At 68.2% G+C, this 18,038-nt stretch carries 10 protein-coding genes, 1 tRNA gene and 1 rRNA gene; 11 read left to right on the top strand and 1 reads right to left on the bottom strand.

Features of this window, described 5'->3' with window-relative positions:
• Positions 1 to 52: 52 nt before the first annotated feature.
• Both rrf and OG257_RS10755 read left to right on the top strand, forming a co-directional pair.
• Positions 53 to 169, top strand: a 5S ribosomal RNA gene (rrf, locus tag OG257_RS10760).
• 255 nt (positions 170 to 424) lie between these two features.
• Positions 425 to 500, top strand: a tRNA-Thr gene (locus OG257_RS10755).
• Positions 501 to 661: 161 nt separating this feature from the next.
• On the opposite strand, the gene OG257_RS10750 is transcribed toward OG257_RS10755, so the two are convergent.
• Positions 662 to 3,289, bottom strand: a complete 2,628-nt coding sequence (locus tag OG257_RS10750) for a SpoIIE family protein phosphatase (protein WP_329206794.1) — start codon at positions 3,287 to 3,289, stop codon at positions 662 to 664.
• 400 nt (positions 3,290 to 3,689) lie between these two features.
• On the opposite strand from OG257_RS10750, the gene OG257_RS10745 reads away from it, so the two are divergent.
• The 9 genes from OG257_RS10745 to OG257_RS10705 all read left to right on the top strand — a co-directional run bounded on the left by OG257_RS10745 (position 3,690) and on the right by OG257_RS10705 (position 18,021).
• Positions 3,690 to 9,122, top strand: a complete 5,433-nt coding sequence (locus OG257_RS10745; RefSeq protein WP_329206792.1) for a HAMP domain-containing protein — start codon at positions 3,690 to 3,692, stop codon at positions 9,120 to 9,122.
• A 244-nt stretch (positions 9,123 to 9,366) separates the two neighbouring features.
• A complete protein-coding gene (locus tag OG257_RS10740) occupies positions 9,367 to 10,047 on the top strand; it encodes a response regulator (protein WP_329206790.1) in 681 nt (226 codons plus the stop codon).
• Positions 10,048 to 10,156: 109 nt separating this feature from the next.
• On the top strand, positions 10,157 to 12,922 hold the full coding sequence (locus tag OG257_RS10735; protein ID WP_329206788.1) for a DNA translocase FtsK: 2,766 nt from the start codon (positions 10,157 to 10,159) through the stop codon (positions 12,920 to 12,922).
• 213 nt (positions 12,923 to 13,135) lie between these two features.
• A complete protein-coding gene (locus tag OG257_RS10730) occupies positions 13,136 to 13,936 on the top strand; it encodes a helix-turn-helix domain-containing protein (protein ID WP_329206787.1) in 801 nt (266 codons plus the stop codon).
• Between the two features lie 156 nt (positions 13,937 to 14,092).
• Complete coding sequence (gene rimO, locus OG257_RS10725; RefSeq protein ID WP_329206786.1) at positions 14,093 to 15,574, top strand: 30S ribosomal protein S12 methylthiotransferase RimO; 1,482 nt, start codon at positions 14,093 to 14,095, stop codon at positions 15,572 to 15,574.
• The gene (pgsA, locus tag OG257_RS10720) at positions 15,571 to 16,350 is read left to right on the top strand and encodes a CDP-diacylglycerol--glycerol-3-phosphate 3-phosphatidyltransferase (RefSeq protein ID WP_329206785.1); all 780 of its coding nucleotides are present in this window, start codon (positions 15,571 to 15,573) and stop codon (positions 16,348 to 16,350) included. Before rimO ends, pgsA begins: the two co-directional genes overlap by 4 nt.
• Entirely contained in the window at positions 16,347 to 16,859 is a 513-nt protein-coding gene (locus OG257_RS10715) for a CinA family protein (protein WP_329206784.1), read from the top strand. Before pgsA ends, OG257_RS10715 begins: the two co-directional genes overlap by 4 nt.
• Before the next feature lie 109 nt (positions 16,860 to 16,968).
• Positions 16,969 to 17,352 (top strand): helix-turn-helix domain-containing protein, encoded by a 384-nt coding sequence (locus tag OG257_RS10710; RefSeq protein WP_069169097.1) that lies wholly within the window; start codon positions 16,969 to 16,971, stop codon positions 17,350 to 17,352.
• Positions 17,353 to 17,550: 198 nt separating this feature from the next.
• Complete coding sequence (locus OG257_RS10705; protein WP_329206783.1) at positions 17,551 to 18,021, top strand: Dps family protein; 471 nt, start codon at positions 17,551 to 17,553, stop codon at positions 18,019 to 18,021.
• The last annotated feature ends 17 nt before the right edge of the window (positions 18,022 to 18,038 follow it).

Here is an 18,038-nt window from a genome sequence, read left to right as displayed (position 1 = left end):
TGAAATAACGAACGGCCGTGTTTTCATCCGGTGTTGGTTAATTTCATAGTGTTTCGGTGGTCATTGCGTTAGGGAAACGCCCGGTTATATTCCGAACCCGGAAGCTAAGCCTTTCAGCGCCGATGGTACTGCAGGGGGGACCCTGTGGGAGAGTAGGACGCCGCCGAACAATTATTCCGGGAAAGCCCCGTGCCCTTGTGGCACGGGGCTTTTCTGCGTTCATGCGTCGGTTGGGGAGGATGTGCCGACAGTGCGGGCGCCTGCCCTCCGATGCCGGCCCCGTCCGTCGTCATGGAAGGCCGCCCTGGAAGGCCCCCTGGAACGCGGCACGGAACCCCTGAACGCAGCTCAGAAACGTCGATCGGATGGTTTTGAGCATCCCTTCGTTCAGGGTATGCTTTAGCTCGTTGCCGCAAGGCGACAGGCCCCAATAGCTCAGTCGGTAGAGCGTCTCCATGGTAAGGAGAAGGTCTGCGGTTCGATTCCGCATTGGGGCTCCAGCAAGGAGAAAGGCCCCCGCCAATGGCGGGGGCCTTTCTCGTTCCCGGGGACGATGTGGGCGTCAACCCCGATCCTCGGCTGCCACCTGAATGAGTGGTCGCGCTCTCGTTGAGTCCTTGCCGGTCGGGGACGGAAGCCTGCCCGACCGGGCACGTCGCGGTCAGAAGTTCTGTGGCTCTGGGACGCGCATGGCGAGGATGGCCATGTCGTCCGACGCGGGTTCGGCCGCGAAGCGTTCCACCGCCCGCAGGATGCGGCCGGCCACCGCACCGGCCGTCAGGCCCGTACACATGGCCAGGACATCGGCCAGGCCGTCGTCGCCGAGCATGCGCGTGCCCTCACGGCGTTCGGTGACGCCGTCGGTGACGCACAGAAGGACGTCGCCGGGCTCAAGGGTGACTTCCTGCTCGTAGAGCTCCAGGTCCTCGATCACGCCCAGCAGCGGCTGAGGTTCGGCCGCCGCCTCCACGGAGCCGTCCTGCCGCAGGCGCAGCGGGAGCGGATGACCGGCGCAGACGACCTTGAGCAGTGCGCTGCCGTCCTCCTGGGGCCACAACTCCCCGTACAGGAGCGTGAGGAAGCGGCTGCGGGCGCCCTCGTCGAGGATGGCCGCGTTGAGCCGTTCCAGTACGGCCGGGCCGCCGAACCCTTCACGGGCCAGCAGCCGCAGCGCGTGGCGGGCCAGGCCCGTGACGGCCGCGGCCTCCGGTCCCGTACCGCAGACGTCACCGATGGCGAAGCCGTAGGCGCCGTCACGGATGGGGAACACGTCGTAGAAGTCGCCGCCGACCTCGTTGCCCTCGCCCGCCGCGCGGTAGATGACCTCGATCTCGACATTGGGCACGTCGGGCAGGCCGGGGGGCAGCAGGCTGCGCTGGAGGGACTGGCTGATCGCCATGCGCTCCGAGTAGAGGCGGGCGTTGTCGAGGGCCAGAGCGGCCCTGCGGGACAAGTCCTCGGCCAGTTCCAGGATTTCCTGACGGAAGTGGTCGTCGGACGGCTTGCCGAGGGTGAGCATGCCGATCACGCGGTTCCGCGCGACGAGCGGCAGCACCACGGTCTCGCCGCCCACGGCCGAGGCCGTCGCGAGCGTGGTGCGCGCGGCCGCCCCCATGCTCGCGGGCGCATCCCTGCCGAGGCTGCGCGTGGACGTGCGAAGGGCCGCCTTGTGGGCTGCCGCGGCCGGTGCCGGCCAGATGCGGGCGCCCGGGGCCGGAACGGGGTCCGGCGGCTCGATGGAGGACAGCAGGGCCTTGATGCCGTCGATGAGTTCCTCGTCCTCGTGGAGCACGTAGGAGAGGTACGGCTCCGAGGACTGGTCGGCAATGGTGTAGACGGCGCACCAGGTGGCCAGCGTCGGTACCGTCATCTGGGCCATCAGCGCCAGCGTCTGGTCCCTGTCCAGCGTGCCGGCGAGCAGATCGGACGCCTCGACGAGGAAGGACAGCGAGCCGCGGCGCAGGCGTTCCAGCTCGCCCAGCCGGGCCGACTCGACGGCCAGCGCGATGCGGTCCGCGGCGAACTGAAGGCGCAGGGCCTCCTCGTTCGTGTACCGGCCGGGTGCTTCGGCCGCGACGCCGAGGGAACCGGTGAGCCGGCCCTCGACCTTGAGCGGGACCGTGACGACGGAGCGCATCCCCGTGTCGATGAGGAGCGGTACGGCACCCGGTACGGCGGTGAGGTCCTCGTGGACCGCGGGCATCCTGGCGGAGCCGTAGCGGCCCGTTCCGGCCTCGACGGGGACCCGGGCGAAGCGCTGGCGAGCCGAGGGAAGGCCGGTCGTCGCCCTTACCTCCAGCTCCGTCTCGTCGTCGGTGGCCAGCAGCAGGAATGCGGAATCCGCGTCGAGCATGTCGCGCGCCCGCTCGACCGTGCGCTGCAGCAGTCCGTCGAGGTCGTCGGGGGCGGGAGAACCGATGAAGACCTCGAACGGGTCCGTGGTGCGATTCTCGGCCGAAGTGTCGGTGACCGGTGCACGCACCGGGCTCTGGAGCACGGCCCGCTCGTAGTCGCGAACGAGAAGGCAGACCGTGGACGGTTCGCCCTGGGTGTCGCGGACTCTGAGATGGGAGGCGTAGACGGGGATGACGCGTCCGTCGGCTCCCCGGATGCCGTAACTGCCCTCCCATCGGGAGAGCCGCAGGGCATCGGCGATGCCGGTGTTCGTGCCCGGTGTGTGCGGCCAGGCCGCGAAGTCGGTGAGCTGCTTGCCGGTGACCTTCTCGGCAGCGTGTCCGAACAGGAAGGCGGCGTCGTCGTTCCACGCGGCGATGGAGCCGGAGCGGTCGATCTGGACGACGGCGACACGTACTCGCTCGTCGGTGACGGGGAGCAGCTCCGTGGGCAGGACGGGACCCGCCGAGCGGATGCCCACGGGGCGGTCCGGAAGGTCGAGCTGGAACCAGACCTGCTTGTGCGTCGGCGTGTACTCGACTCCCCAGCGGGAAGCGAGTGCGGCGCAGAGCAGCAGGCCGCGGCCGCCTTCCCGGTCCGGGCTGCCGAAGTCCAGGCCGGAGCTCTGGAGCGGGATCTCGCGTTCCGGATAGTGGTCGGAGACCTCGACGCGCACGCCGTCCTCGGTGCGCAGACAGAGCACATCCGCGGCGGTGCCCGCGTGCACCACCGCGTTGGTCACAAGTTCACTGGTGAGGACGACGGCGTCATCGACGACGTCGGTGTACCCCCACCCCTGCAGGGTGTCGCGGACGAATGCGCGGGCGGTCGCCACCGAGCGTCCGACCGGATCGAAGGTGGCAGCCGCACGCGCGGTGATCACAGCACTCCCCATTTGGTGTCTCGTCGCTTCCCCGAGTCCTGTGCCCGTTTATCGCCGCTTCGATTCGCCTGCCAGGCTAGACGCTCACCAGGCGTCCCGTGTACAGGAGGGCCGACTTGGGCGCGCAGGCCACCGGCGGATGTGCGGGGGCGCACAAGTATGGAGTCCCCGGTGAGGGAAATGGGGCAACCGTGGGACCTTGCACGCCGTCCGGTTCAGGCCTGGTACGTTTCAACGATTTGACGTTCCCATAGTCACCCGTCGACGGTGTGCTGTGGCGGTGAGTCAAAGTGGAAGTGGGCAAGCTTCCGGTTAAGGCCCGAGCGATACGGTCAACCCCTGCGGGAGGGACACGGTGGAGTCTGGCGTGGCGGCGCGGGGTTCAGGAACGCGCACAAAAGGCGGACAGCCCGTGAAGAAACAGCGCAATGGGACCATCGACGTGGATGCGGCAGCTCTGAACAGACTGCTTGCGGCTCTCGTGGCGATGCGCGACGGGAATTTCCGCAGGCGGCTCACCGTCTCGGGCGACGGCGTGCTCACGGAGATCGCAGCGGTCTTCAACGAGGTAGCCGACCGCAATCTTCATCTGACCGGCGAGCTGGCGCGCGTCCGTCGTGTGGTCGGACGTGAGGGGAAACTCACCGAGCGTCTGGAGACCGGCGCCTGCGAGGGTTCCTGGGCGGCCGCGATCGACGCCTCCAACGAACTCGTCGATGATCTGGCGCGCCCGGTGTCCGAGGTCGGCCGGGTGCTCTCCGCGGTCGCCGACGGTGACCTCGAGCAGCGGATGGAACTGCGGTCGCACACGGCCGACGAGACGGTACGCCCGCTGCGCGGCGAGTTCCTGAAGGTCTCCCGCACGGTCAACAACCTGGTCGATCAGCTGTCCGCGTTCACCGAGCAGGTGACACGGGTCGCGGTCGAGGTGGGCACCGAGGGCAAGCTCGGCGGGCAGGCCCAGGTACGCGGAATGTCCGGGTCGTGGAAGGACCTCACGGACTCCGTGAACACCATGGCGTACCGGCTGACCGCCCAGGTGCGCGATATCGCCCTGGTGACGACGGCCGTGGCCAAAGGCGATCTGTCGCGGAAGGTCACCGTTCATGTGGCCGGCGAGATGCTCCAGCTCAAGAACACCGTCAACACGATGGTCGACCAGCTGTCGTCGTTCTCCTCCGAGGTGACCCGCGTCGCCCGCGAGGTGGGCACGGAGGGCGAGCTCGGCGGACAGGCGACGGTGCCCGGAGTGGCCGGGGTCTGGAAGGACCTCACGGACTCCGTGAACACGATGGCCGGGAACCTGACGTCCCAGGTGCGCGGTATCGCCGAAGTGACGACGGCGGTCGCCAACGGTGACCTGTCGCAGAAGGTCACGGTGAGCGCCCGCGGCGAGGTCGCGCAGCTCGCCGAGACGATCAACCAGATGACCGAGACACTGCGCACCTTCGCGGACGAAGTGACACGTGTGGCGAGCGAGGTCGGTGGCGAGGGGCTCCTCGGCGGCCAGGCGCAGGTGCCGGGTGCCGCGGGTACCTGGAAGGACCTCACCGACTCGGTCAACACAGTCTTCCGGAACCTGACGACACAGGTGCGCGACATCGCCCAGGTGACGACCGCGGTGGCCAGCGGTGACATGACCCAGAAGGTCACCGTCGACGTGGCCGGCGAGATGCTGGAACTGAAGAACACCGTCAACACGATGGTCGACCAGCTCCAGGCCTTCGGTTCGGAGGTGACCCGGGTCGCCCGGGAGGTCGGCGTCGAGGGCCGGCTGGGCGGACAGGCCGAGGTGCCGGGAGCGGCGGGCACCTGGAAGGACCTCACCGACTCGGTGAACACGGCTTTCCGGAACCTGACGGGCCAGGTCCGTGACATCGCGCAGGTGACGACGGCGGTCGCCAACGGTGACCTGTCGCAGAAGGTCACCGTCGATGTCGCCGGCGAGATGCTGGAACTGAAGAACACCGTCAACACGATGGTGGCGCAGCTGTCGAACTTCGCCGACCAGGTGACCCGGATGGCACGCGACGTGGGCACCGAGGGCCGCCTCGGCGGTCAGGCGCGTGTCGACGGCGTCTCCGGTACGTGGAAGGAACTCACCGACTCCGTCAACTTCATGGCGGGGAACCTCACCTCCCAGGTGCGTCAGATCGCCCAGGTGACCACGGCGGTGGCGCGGGGTGACCTGTCGCAGAAGATCGACGTGGACGCCCGGGGCGAGATCCTGGAGCTGAAGAACACCATCAACACGATGGTCGACCAGCTCTCGGCCTTCGCCGACCAGGTGACCCGGGTGGCCCGCGAGGTGGGCACGGACGGGCGGCTCGGCGGCCAGGCGCAGGTGCCCGGTGTGGCCGGTGTGTGGCGAGATCTGACCGACTCGGTGAACGGCATGGCGGGGAACCTCACCGCCCAGGTCCGCAACATCGCTCAGGTCGCCACGGCGGTGGCGCGGGGTGACCTGTCGCAGAAGATCGACGTGGATGCCCGGGGCGAGATCCTGGAGCTGAAGAACACCCTCAACACGATGGTCGACCAGCTCTCCAACTTCGCCGAGCAGGTGACCCGCGTCGCCCGCGAGGTGGGCACGGAGGGCATCCTCGGCGGGCAGGCGGAGGTGCAGGGCGTCTCCGGTACGTGGAAGGACCTCACACAGTCCGTCAACGGCATGGCGAACAACCTGACCCTCCAGGTCCGCAACATCGCCGAGGTGACGACGGCGGTCGCCAAGGGCGATCTCTCCAAGAAGATCACCGTCGACGCCAAGGGCGAGATCCTCGAACTGGTGACGACGGTCAACACGATGGTCGACCAGCTGCTCAACTTCGCCGACGAGGTGACGCGAGTCGCCCGTGAGGTGGGTACCGAAGGCATCCTCGGCGGCCAGGCCCGGGTGCGCGGTGCGACGGGCATCTGGAAGGACCTCAGCGACAACGTCAACCTGATGGCCAACAACCTGACCAGCCAGGTGCGCAACATCTCCCGGGTCTCGTCCGCGGTCGCCAACGGAGACCTGACCAAGAAGGTCACCGTCGAGGCACGCGGCGAGGTCGCGGAGCTCGCAGACACCGTCAACACGATGGTGACGACCCTGTCCTCGTTCGCCGACGAGGTGACCCGCGTGGCGCGCGAGGTGGGTACCGAGGGCGAGCTGGGCGGCCAGGCACGTGTCCCGGGTGTCGCGGGCACCTGGAAGGACCTCACCGAGTCCGTGAACTCGATGGCGTCGAACCTGACCGGTCAGGTCCGCCAGATCGCCACGGTCACCACGGCCATCGCCAAGGGCGATCTCACGAAGAAGATCGACATCGATGCGCGCGGTGAGATCCAGGAGCTGAAGAACACCATCAACACGATGGTCGACCAGCTCTCGTCCTTCGCCGAGCAGGTGACCCGGGTGGCCCGCGAAGTGGGTACCGAGGGACAGCTGGGCGGCCAGGCCCGGGTCCGCGACGTCGACGGGACCTGGCGCGACCTCACCGAGTCGGTGAACGAGATGGCCGGGAACCTGACCCGTCAGGTGCGTGCCATCGCCGCGGTCGCCACCGCGGTGACCCGGGGCGATCTCAACCTCAAGATCGACGTGGACGCGGCCGGCGAGATCCAGGTGCTGCAGGACAACATCAACACGATGATCGCCAACCTGCGTGACACCACCCTGGCCAACAAGGAGCAGGACTGGCTCAAGGGCAACCTCGCCCGGATCTCGGGCCTCATGCAGGGCCGCCGCGACCTGGACGACGTCGCCTCGTTGATCATGAGCGAGCTGACGCCGGTCGTATCCGCCCAGCACGGTGCGTTCTTCCTGGCCATGACCACCGGTGACACGGCAGAGGTGGGTGCGGACGGCGGCAAGGACAGCTCGTACGAGCTTCGCATGCGCGGCAGTTACGGCTACTCCGCCGGCTCCATGCCGACCTCCTTCCGGCCGGGGGAGACGCTCATCGGGACGGCGGCCGAGGAGAAGCGGACGATCCAGGTGGACCATGTGCCGCCGGGTTATCTGAAGATCTCCTCCGGCCTCGGCGAGGCACCGCCCGCGCACGTCATCGTGCTGCCGGTGCTGTTCGAGGGCAAGGTGCTCGGTGTGATCGAGCTGGCGTCGTTCCAGCCGTTCACCCACATCCAGCGCGACTTCCTCAACCAGCTCGCAGAGATGATCGCGACGAGCGTCAACACCATCAGCGTCAACACGAAGACCGAGAAGCTGCTCGAACAGTCCCAGGAACTCACCGAACAGCTGCGCGACCGGTCCCAGGAGCTGGAGAACCGGCAGAAGGCGCTCCAGGCCTCCAACGCCGAACTGGAGGAGAAGGCCGAGCTGCTGGCCCAGCAGAACCGCGACATCGAGGTGAAGAACACCGAGATCGAGGAGGCCCGGCAGGTCCTGGAGGAGCGCGCCGAGCAGCTCGCGGTCTCGATGCGCTACAAGTCCGAGTTCCTCGCCAACATGTCGCACGAGCTGCGCACACCGCTCAACTCACTGCTGATTCTGGCCAAGTTGCTCGCGGACAACGCCGAGGGCAATCTCTCGCCGAAGCAGGTGGAGTTCGCCGAGACGATCCACGGGGCGGGGTCCGACCTGCTCCAGCTGATCAACGACATCCTCGATCTGTCCAAGGTCGAGGCGGGCAAGATGGATGTCAGCCCGACCCGGATCGCACTGGTCCAGCTGGTCGACTACGTGGAGGCGACGTTCCGGCCGCTCACCGCGGAGAAGGGGCTCGACTTCTCCGTACGGGTGTCTCCGGAGCTGCCCGCCACACTGCACACCGACGAGCAGAGGCTGCTCCAGGTGCTGCGCAACCTCCTCTCCAACGCGGTGAAGTTCACCGACGGAGGCGCCGTGGAGCTGGTGATCCGGCCGGCCGGCGCGGATGTGCCGAACTCGATCAGGGAGCATCTGCTCGAGGCCGGTTCGCTGCGCGACGCCGATGGGGACCTCATCGCCTTCTCGGTCACCGACACCGGCATCGGCATCGCCTCCAGCAAGATGCTGGTCATCTTCGAAGCGTTCAAGCAGGCGGACGGCACCACGAGCCGCAAGTACGGCGGTACGGGCCTCGGCCTCTCCATCAGCCGCGAGATCGCCCGGCTGCTGGGCGGCGAGATCCACGCGGCCAGTGAGCCGGGGCGCGGTTCGACGTTCACGCTGTACCTGCCGCTGCACCCGAGCGAACTGCCGCCGCAGGGCTACCCGCAGATGGGGCCCGGTCCCATCGAGGTCCACGGGACGTCCGGCGAGGGAGCTCCGCACCTGGAGGCCTCGCAGCGGACCGGCGTCGAGCTGCCCCTGGGCGATCCGGCCAACTCGGCCGGGATGTTCAGGCGGCGGCGCAAGGCGCTGGGCGGAGCGGCGCAGCGCCCGGCCCTGGCGAACGGCAGGGTCGCCGAGGAGAGTTCCCCGCAGGGGGAGTGGGTGCAGGCACCGCAGGAGGAGCCCGAGCAGCGCCGGACGTTCCGCTTCCACGGGGAGAAGGTGCTGATCGTCGACGACGACATCCGCAACGTCTTCGCGCTCACCAGCGTGCTGGAGCAGCACGGCCTGTCGGTGCTGTACGCGGAGAACGGCCGCGAGGGCATCGAAGTCCTCGAGCAGCACGACGATGTGACGATCGTACTGATGGACATCATGATGCCCGAGATGGACGGATACGCCACGACCACGGCGATCCGCCGGATGCCGCAGTTCGCCGGACTTCCGATCGTCGCGCTGACAGCGAAGGCGATGAAGGGCGACCGTGAGAAGGCCATCGATTGCGGAGCGTCCGACTACGTCACGAAGCCGGTCGATTCGGATCATCTGCTGTCGGTGATGGAGAAGTGGATGAGCGAAGAGTGACCGGACGTGGTGTGAATTCCCCTGCGGTGTTGACCCGCTCTGCCCGAAAGGGTGTGAGGGCGGGTTTTCCGGGGAACCTTCTGGTCTTCCACCGCGTTTCCGGTACGTGCACAGTGACATCTCGGTGACAGGGTGTGGTGACGGGCGGGGTGCGGCTACCATGACCGGCACAAGGACGGACGGCGTAAGGGAGTCGTCCCCTGGGGCGGCACCCGGTGCGATCCCGGGGCGAGGAGGACGGGCCATGATGCAGAAGGCCAAGATCCTCCTGGTCGATGACCGGCCGGAGAATCTGTTGGCGCTGGAGGCCATTCTCTCTGCGCTCGATCAGACACTGGTACGGGCATCGTCAGGGGAGGAGGCGCTCAAAGCGCTGCTCACGGACGATTTCGCGGTCATTCTGCTGGACGTCCAGATGCCAGGCATGGACGGCTTCGAGACGGCCGCGCACATCAAGCGGCGCGAGCGGACCCGGGACATCCCGATCATCTTCCTCACCGCGATCAACCACGGTCCGCATCACACCTTCCGGGGTTATGCGGCCGGAGCGGTGGACTACATCTCGAAGCCCTTCGACCCCTGGGTGCTGCGCGCCAAGGTCTCGGTGTTCGTCGAGCTGTACATGAAGAACTGTCAGCTGCGTGAACAGGCTGCGCTCCTGCGGCTCCAGCTCGAGGGCGGTGCCCACACGGGCGCCGAGGAGAAGGAGCCGGCCGGTCTGCTGGCCGAACTCTCGGCGCGGCTCGCCGCGGTCGAGGAGCAGGCGGAGGCACTCTCCAAGCAGTTGGACGACGAGTCGGCGGATGCCGCGGCCGTGGCGACCGCCGCCCACCTGGAACGCAAGCTCACCGGACTGCGCCGCGCACTCGACGCGTTGGAGCCCGGCGCGGGCGGCTCCGGAGCCGCTCTGCCCTCGCAGGGCTGACCTGCGGCGGTTGAGGGGGCGTCAGTTCGGCGCCTGCGCAGGACGACACGGTCGGGTGAAGCGGTAGGCACACGTGTCCCGTGCCGTAGACACCGGTAACCTCTGGCACATGGCCTCACGTACGTCCGGCAAGGGTTCCCAGGGCACGGCGGGCACCGCGAAGCGTGCCGGCCGTACCCAGGGACCGGCGAAGAAAGCCGCGCCCGCGAAGAAGACCGCGCCCGCGAAGAAAGCCCCCGCCAAAAAGGCCGTGGCCAAGAAGCCCGTGCCCAAGCCCGCACCGTCCCCCACCGGGGGCGTGTACAGACTCGTCCGTGCCCTCTGGCTGGGGACGGCACACGGTGTGGGGGCGGTGTTCCGTTCCATAGGGCGCGGCGCGAAGGGACTCGACCCCGCGCACCGCAAGGACGGCCTCGCCCTGCTGCTGCTCGGTCTCGCGCTGATCGTGGCGGCGGGCACCTGGTCGCATCTGCAGGGCCCTGTCGGTGATCTCGTCGAGATGCTCGTGACCGGCGCCTTCGGCCGGCTCGATCTGCTCGTGCCGATACTGCTGGGCGCCGTCGCGGTGCGGCTGATCCTCTACCCGGAGAAGCCCGAGGCCAACGGCCGTATCGTCATCGGCCTGTCCGCCCTGGTCGTCGGAGTGCTCGGCCAGGTCCACATCGCCTGCGGATCGCCCGGCCGTGAGGACGGCACAGGCGCCATGCAGGATGCGGGCGGGCTGATCGGATGGGCCGCTTCCAAGCCGCTCGTCTTCACGATGGGCGAGGTCCTCGCCGTACCGCTGCTCCTGCTCCTGACGGTCTTCGGACTCCTGGTCGTCACCGCCACCCCGGTCAACGCCATTCCGCAGCGGCTGCGGCTGCTCGGCTCCAAGCTCGGCATCGTCGACCCGGTGCACGAGCAGGGCGAGCAGGACGGGGGCGACGACGACCGGTACGACGAGCAGTGGCGCGAAGCGCTGCCCGAACGCTCGCGGCGCTCCCCGGGACGCCGTTCGGCGGCGGACGGCGACTACGACCCGGACCACGCCGAGGGGGAGGCGCTGGCCGGACGGCGCAGGCCGCGCAGGCCCTCCGTCCAGCCCGCCATGAACCGCACCATGGACGCCGTGGACGTGGCCGCCGCGGCTGCCGCCGCGCTCGACGGCGCGGTCCTCAACGGAATGCCGCCCTCGCCGGTCGTCGCCGATCTGACGCAGGGCGTCTCCACGGAGCGGGACCGCGAGCGGACGGGAACGCCCGTTCCAGGGGCCAGGGCGGGCGAGAAGGCATCCTCGGGCGACCGGGCAGGAAAGGCCGCGTCGTCGTCCTCCGGCGGCGTACCCGACCTGACCAAGCCCGCCCCCGAGCGGTCCCAGCCACTGCCTCCGCGCGCCGAGCAGCTTCAGCTCTCGGGCGACATCACCTACTCCCTGCCCTCGCTCGACCTGCTGGAGCGCGGCGGTCCGGGCAAGACGCGCAGCGCCGCCAACGACGTGGTCGTCGCCTCACTGACGAACGTCTTCATGGAGTTCAAGGTCGACGCGGCCGTCACCGGGTTCACCCGCGGCCCGACGGTCACACGGTACGAGGTGGAGCTCGGCCCGGCCGTCAAGGTCGAGCGGATCACCGCCCTGACCAAGAACATCGCGTACGCGGTCGCCAGCCCGGACGTCCGGATCATCTCCCCGATCCCGGGGAAGTCCGCCGTCGGTATCGAGATCCCCAACTCAGACCGGGAGATGGTCAATCTCGGAGACGTCCTGCGCCTCGCGGACGCGGCCGAGGACGACCACCCCATGCTCGTGGCGCTCGGGAAGAACGTCGAGGGCGGCTACGAGATGGCGAATCTCGCGAAGATGCCGCATGTCCTGGTCGCGGGTGCGACCGGTTCCGGCAAGTCCTCCTGCATCAACTGTCTGATCACGTCGGTCATGGTGCGGGCGACCCCGGAGGACGTCCGGATGGTGCTGGTCGACCCCAAGCGGGTCGAGCTCACCGCGTACGAAGGCATTCCGCACCTGATCACGCCCATCATCACCAACCCGAAGAAGGCCGCCGAGGCACTTCAGTGGGTCGTACGGGAGATGGACCTGCGCTACGACGACCTCGCGGCGTACGGGTACCGGCACATCGACGACTTCAACCACGCCGTGCGCAACGGCAAGGCCAAGGCACCCGAGGGCAGCGAGCGCGAGCTGTCCCCGTACCCCTACCTGCTGGTGATCGTCGACGAGCTCGCGGACCTCATGATGGTCGCACCGCGTGACGTCGAGGACTCCATCGTCCGCATCACCCAGCTGGCGCGCGCCGCAGGCATCCATCTGGTCCTCGCCACCCAGCGGCCCTCGGTCGACGTCGTCACCGGACTGATCAAGGCCAATGTGCCCTCACGGCTGGCCTTCGCCACCTCTTCCCTCGCCGACAGCCGCGTCATCCTCGACCAGCCCGGAGCCGAAAAGCTCATCGGAAAGGGTGACGGGCTGTTCCTGCCGATGGGTGCGAACAAGCCCACGCGCATGCAGGGAGCGTTCGTCACCGAGGACGAGGTCGCGGCAGTCGTCCAGCACTGCAAGGATCAGATGGCGCCGGTCTTCCGCGAGGACGTGGTGGTCGGCACGAAGCAGAAGAAGGAGATCGACGAGGACATCGGCGACGATCTCGATCTGCTCTGCCAGGCCACCGAGCTGGTCGTCTCCACCCAGTTCGGTTCGACGTCGATGCTCCAGCGCAAGCTGCGGGTCGGCTTCGCGAAGGCGGGCCGGCTGATGGACCTCATGGAGTCGCGCAACATCGTGGGCCCCAGCGAGGGTTCCAAGGCGCGCGACGTGCTGGTGAAGCCGGATGAGATCGACGGAGTGTTGGCCGTCATTCGTGGGGAAACCGCTTCGTAAGAGTTTTGCGGGCAACCGTTTCGCCCGGCCGTACGTCAAGTTGAAGGGAGGAGAAGCGGGATGATCCGTCTTCTGCTCCATCCCCTGCATTGCCCAAGGGGCTGTCCGGCGAACCCGATGGCGTACAAAGTCGTCCCTCCCGGTTGCCCCACCCTTTCGTACCACCCCTAGACTGAACATCCAGCAGGTGGCTCACGCTCGAAAGGCGCCCCCGTGTCCATCGGCAACTCCCCCGAAGACGACCGTCCTTCGATCGGTCGCGCGCTTCAGCAGGCTCGTATCGCCGCAGGTCTGACGGTCGAGGAAGTCAGCAGCTCCACCCGGGTGCGCATCCCCATCGTGCACGCGATCGAGGACGACGACTTCTCCCGCAGTGGCGGCGACGTGTACGCGCGCGGTCACATCCGAATGCTCGCCCGCGCCGTCCGGCTGGAGCCGGATCCGCTGATCGCGCAGTACGACGCCGAGCACGGCGGCCGTCCTGCGCCCACGCCCGCGGCACCGCTGTTCGAGGCGGAACGGATCCGTTCCGAACCCCGTCGGCCCAACTGGACCGCGGCGATGGTCGCGGCGATCGTCGCCGTGATCGGCTTCGTCGGTTTCACCCTCTTCAACGGCGACGACGGCTCCGGAACCGCCCAGGTCGCGGAAGGCTCCACGCCCGACAAGACGACTCCCAAGCCCACCACCACAACCAAGCCCGCCGACCCCAAGCCCGTGCCCTCCGAAAGTGCCATCGCCGCAGCTCCGCGCGACAAGGTGACGGTGAAGCTCAGCGCCACCGAGCGCAAGAGCTGGATCTCGGCGAAGGACCACAACGGGCGGCAGCTCTTCGACGGGATCCTGCTCCCGGGCGACTCCAAGACCTTCCAGGACAACGAGCGCGTCGATCTGGTCCTCGGGGACGCCGGGGCGATCGAGCTCTTCGTGAACGGCAAGAAGGTCGAGGACCGCTTCGAGCCCGGTCAGGTCGAGCGGCTTTCGTACACGAAGGGCGACCCCGAGGTCGGCTGACCTCCCGCCCCGCCCCCTCATCGGTGAGTGCCCGGCAGTCGCGCCGGGCGCTCACCGCCTTTGTTTTCCTCGCGCTTCACCCGGTGTTTCGGTCACTCCCTGTAGCAGGAACCCTGCACGGCAGGACGAGTGCCGGGACAAAGTAGTCTTGAGCCCATGCCCGAACGCCGTACCGTCGCCCTTGTCACTCTCGGCTGCGCCCGTAACGAGGTGGACTCGGAGGAGCTCGCAGGCCGCTTGGCAGCGGACGGCTGGGAGCTCGTCGAGAACGCCTCCGACGCGGATGTCGCCGTCGTCAACACCTGTGGATTCGTCGAAGCCGCCAAGAAGGACTCCGTCGATGCCCTGCTCGAAGCCAATGATCTGAAGGATCACGGCAGAACCCAGGCCGTGGTGGCCGTCGGCTGCATGGCCGAGCGCTACGGCAAGGATCTCGCCGAGGCGCTGCCGGAAGCGGACGGGGTCCTCGGCTTCGACGACTACGCCGACATCTCCGACCGCCTGCAGACCATTCTCAACGGCGGCATCCACGCCTCACACACCCCGCGCGACCGGCGCAAACTGCTCCCGATCAGCCCGGCCGAGCGGCAGGACGCCTCCGTCGCGCTGCCCGGGCACGCCCAGGAGGAGGTCACGCCGGCTCCTGCGGACCTCCCGGAGGGTCTCGCACCCGTATCCGGTCCGCGGGCACCACTGCGCCGCAGGCTGGGGACCAGCCCCGTCGCGTCGGTGAAGCTCGCCTCCGGCTGCGACCGCCGCTGCACCTTCTGCGCCATCCCCTCCTTCCGCGGTTCCTTCATCTCCAGGCGCCCGTCGGACGTCCTGGGGGAGACGCGCTGGCTCGCCGAGCAGGGCGTCAAGGAGGTCATGCTGGTCTCCGAGAACAACACCTCGTACGGCAAGGACCTCGGCGACATCCGTCTCCTGGAGACCCTGCTGCCGGAGCTCGCGGACGTCGACGGGATCGAGCGGATCCGCGTCAGCTATCTGCAGCCCGCCGAGATGCGTCCCGGACTGATCGACGTACTCACGTCCACGCCGAAGGTCGCCCCCTACTTCGACCTCTCCTTCCAGCACTCCGCCCCCGGAGTGCTGCGGGCGATGCGACGCTTCGGCGACACGGACCGTTTCCTGGAGCTCCTGGACACCATCCGCGGCAAGGCGCCGCAGGCCGGTGCCCGGTCGAACTTCATCGTCGGCTTCCCCGGCGAGACCGAGGCCGACCTCGCCGAGCTGGAACGCTTCCTCACCGGAGCGCGCCTGGACGCCATCGGGGTGTTCGGGTACTCCGACGAGGAGGGCACCGAAGCCGTCGGCTACGAGAACAAGCTGGACGCCGACGTCATCGCGGAGCGGCTCGCCCACATCTCGCAGCTGGCCGAGGAACTGACCTCGCAGCGCGCCGAGGAGCGGGTCGGCGAGACCCTTCAGGTTCTTGTCGAGTCCGTGGAGTCGGAGGAGGACGGCCCCGTCGCGGTGGGCCGCGCCGCGCACCAGGCGCCCGAAACGGACGGCCAGGTCGTCTTCACCGCACGCGAGGGTCTCGTGCCGGGCCGTATGGTCGAGGCAAAGGCAGTGGGCTCCGAGGGAGTGGACCTCGTGGCCGAACACCACGAGCTTGCGGAGGCAGCCAGATGACGGGAGTCCCGGCATCCGCGGCAGGCGGCTCCGGCGCGACGCCGGTACCCCGCGGCGGCAAGCTGGGCACCGCGGCCGTCAACCAGGCCAGTCTGTGGAACATCGCCAACATCCTGACCATGGTGCGGCTGCTGCTGGTTCCGGGCTTCGTGATGCTGCTCCTGCACGACGGCGGCTACGACCCGGTCTGGCGGTCCTTCGCCTGGGCGGCCTTCGCCGTAGCGATGATCACCGACCTGTTCGACGGCCATCTGGCACGCGCGTACAACCTGGTGACGGACTTCGGCAAGATCGCCGACCCGATCGCCGACAAGGCGATCATGGGCGCGGCGCTGATCTGCCTGTCCTCGCTCGGGGATCTGCCGTGGTGGATCACGGGCGTGATCCTCTTCCGGGAACTCGGCATCACCCTCATGCGGTTCTGGGTGATCCGGCACGCGGTGATTCCGGCCAGTCGCGGCGGGAAGATGAAGACGCTGGCGCAGGGCACGGCCGTCGGGATGTACGTCCTTGTGCTGACGGGCCCCCTGGCCACGATGCGCTTCTGGGTGATGATGGCTGCCGTCGTGCTGACGGTCGTCACCGGCCTCGACTATGTGCGCCAGGCCGTCGTGCTGAGGCGCAAGGGGCTGGCGGCCGAGCGGTACGCGGCCATGGAGGCGGTCGCGGCGGCAGCGGATCCGGGCACGGGCCCGGCCGCTGCGAGCGCGGAAGCCGGCGGAGAACCCGCGCGGCCCGTGAGCGGCAGCCGGGGCGCCGCGGACGCCGAGCGGTGACTGCCGTGGCCGCCCGGGTGCTGCGGAGGCTCGTGGAGCGGGGCGAGACACTCGCCGTCGCCGAGTCCCTCACCGGCGGCCTGGTCGCCGCGGAGCTCACCTCCGTACCCGGTGCCTCACAGTCCTTCCGCGGGTCCGTCACGGCGTATGCCACGTCCCTGAAGCATGACGTGCTGGGCGTCGACGGAGCGCTTCTCACCGAACGGGGCGCGGTGGACCCCGACGTCGCGCTCGCGATGGCAGCAGGCGTACGGCTGACCCTGGGCGCAGACTGGGGAGTGTCGACCACCGGGGTCGCGGGCCCCGAGCCGCAGGACGGCAAGCCCGTCGGAACGGTCTTTGTGGCGGTCTCCGGGCCCGATGGCGTACGGAAAGTCGCCGAGCTGAGGTTGAACGGTGAGCGGGCGGACATCCGTAGAGAGAGTGTACGGAGCCTGCTCGAGCTGCTCTCCGGCGAACTCGGCGACAATGCGAGGGCACAGGATACGGAACAGAACGGGGGGAATTGATGTTTGCAGCCCTGAGTGAACACGACATCGCTCCCCGCACGGCCGCAGCGCAAGGCGGTACGGTGGGGCGTGAAGGATGCGGCTACGCGGTCCGAGGAGGGAGCCACCGATGATTCTGCTCCGTCGCCTGCTTGGTGACGTGCTGCGTCGGCAGCGCCAGCGCCAAGGCCGTACTCTGCGCGAAGTCTCCTCGTCCGCCCGAGTCTCGCTCGGCTATCTCTCCGAGGTGGAGCGGGGGCAGAAGGAGGCATCCTCCGAGCTGCTCTCCGCCATTTGCGACGCGCTTGACGTACGGATGTCCGAGCTCATGCGTGAAGTGAGCGATGAACTGTCTCTGGCAGAGCTGGCCGAGTCGGCAGCAGCCAGCGACCCGGTGCCTGTACCGGTACGCCCAATGCTCAATTCCGTCTCCGTGTCGTCGGTCGCAGGCGTGCCGACGGGACGAGTGACAATCAAGGCGCCCGCGGAAGCGGTGGATGTCGTCGCCGCCTGACCTGCGTGGTTCATTGAGAGCCGAAAGCCCCGGTCGACCCTGATGGGTCGACCGGGGCTTTCGGTGTGTGCGGGGCTGTTCGCCGGGCAGGCGCGGAGTGAGGCGCGCTTTCGCAGCAGTCGCCGGATGAAGATTTTATGACATATGTGCCATCGTGGACGAGTGGTACGCCGAACAGCAATCTGATCGGAGAATCGCATGTCTGTCGTGAAGAGTCCGTTGTCGGAGAGCGACCGCAAGGTCGTGGGGGATGCGCTGCAAGGCGCCCTGGTCGACCTGATCGACCTCTCCCTGGCGGCGAAGCAGGTCCACTGGAATGTGGTCGGTCCGCGCTTCCGGTCCGTGCACCTTCAGCTCGACGAGGTCGTGGACACGGCGCGGCAGCATTCGGACACGGTCGCGGAAAGGGCTTCAGCGGTCGGTGTCAACCCTGACGGGCGGAGCCGGACCCTCGCCAAGACCACGGCCATCGACTCCGTCCCGGAGGGCTGGATCAAGGACGTGGACGCGGTACGGGCACTCGTGGACGCCCTCCGTGTGGTCATCGACCGCATGCGGGAGCGGATCGACGCGACCGCTGAGCCGGATCCCGTCAGCCAGGACATCCTGATCACGCTGACGGCGGATCTCGAGAAGCACGCCTGGATGTTCCAAGCCGAGAGTGCCTGACCAGCGACCGGCGACCG

It is taken from the genome of Streptomyces sp. NBC_00683 (genome assembly GCF_036226745.1).
Classification (GTDB): domain Bacteria; phylum Actinomycetota; class Actinomycetes; order Streptomycetales; family Streptomycetaceae; genus Streptomyces.
Note: the sequence above shows the minus strand (reverse complement) of the source record. Positions and strands in the feature narration are given on the sequence as shown.

What these genes read in the sequence shown, in the direction of transcription:
- rimO (WP_329206786.1), top strand. Translation starts at nt 14,093, where the DNA reads ATGCCCGAACGCCGTACCGTCGCCCTTGTCACTCTCGGCTGCGCCCGT.
- OG257_RS10735 (WP_329206788.1), top strand. Translation starts at nt 10,157, where the DNA reads ATGGCCTCACGTACGTCCGGCAAGGGTTCCCAGGGCACGGCGGGCACC.
- OG257_RS10750 (WP_329206794.1), bottom strand. Translation starts at nt 3,289, where the DNA reads ATGGGGAGTGCTGTGATCACCGCGCGTGCGGCTGCCACCTTCGATCCG.
- OG257_RS10740 (WP_329206790.1), top strand. Translation starts at nt 9,367, where the DNA reads ATGATGCAGAAGGCCAAGATCCTCCTGGTCGATGACCGGCCGGAGAAT.
- OG257_RS10705 (WP_329206783.1), top strand. Translation starts at nt 17,551, where the DNA reads ATGTCTGTCGTGAAGAGTCCGTTGTCGGAGAGCGACCGCAAGGTCGTG.
- OG257_RS10710 (WP_069169097.1), top strand. Translation starts at nt 16,969, where the DNA reads ATGATTCTGCTCCGTCGCCTGCTTGGTGACGTGCTGCGTCGGCAGCGC.
- pgsA (WP_329206785.1), top strand. Translation starts at nt 15,571, where the DNA reads ATGACGGGAGTCCCGGCATCCGCGGCAGGCGGCTCCGGCGCGACGCCG.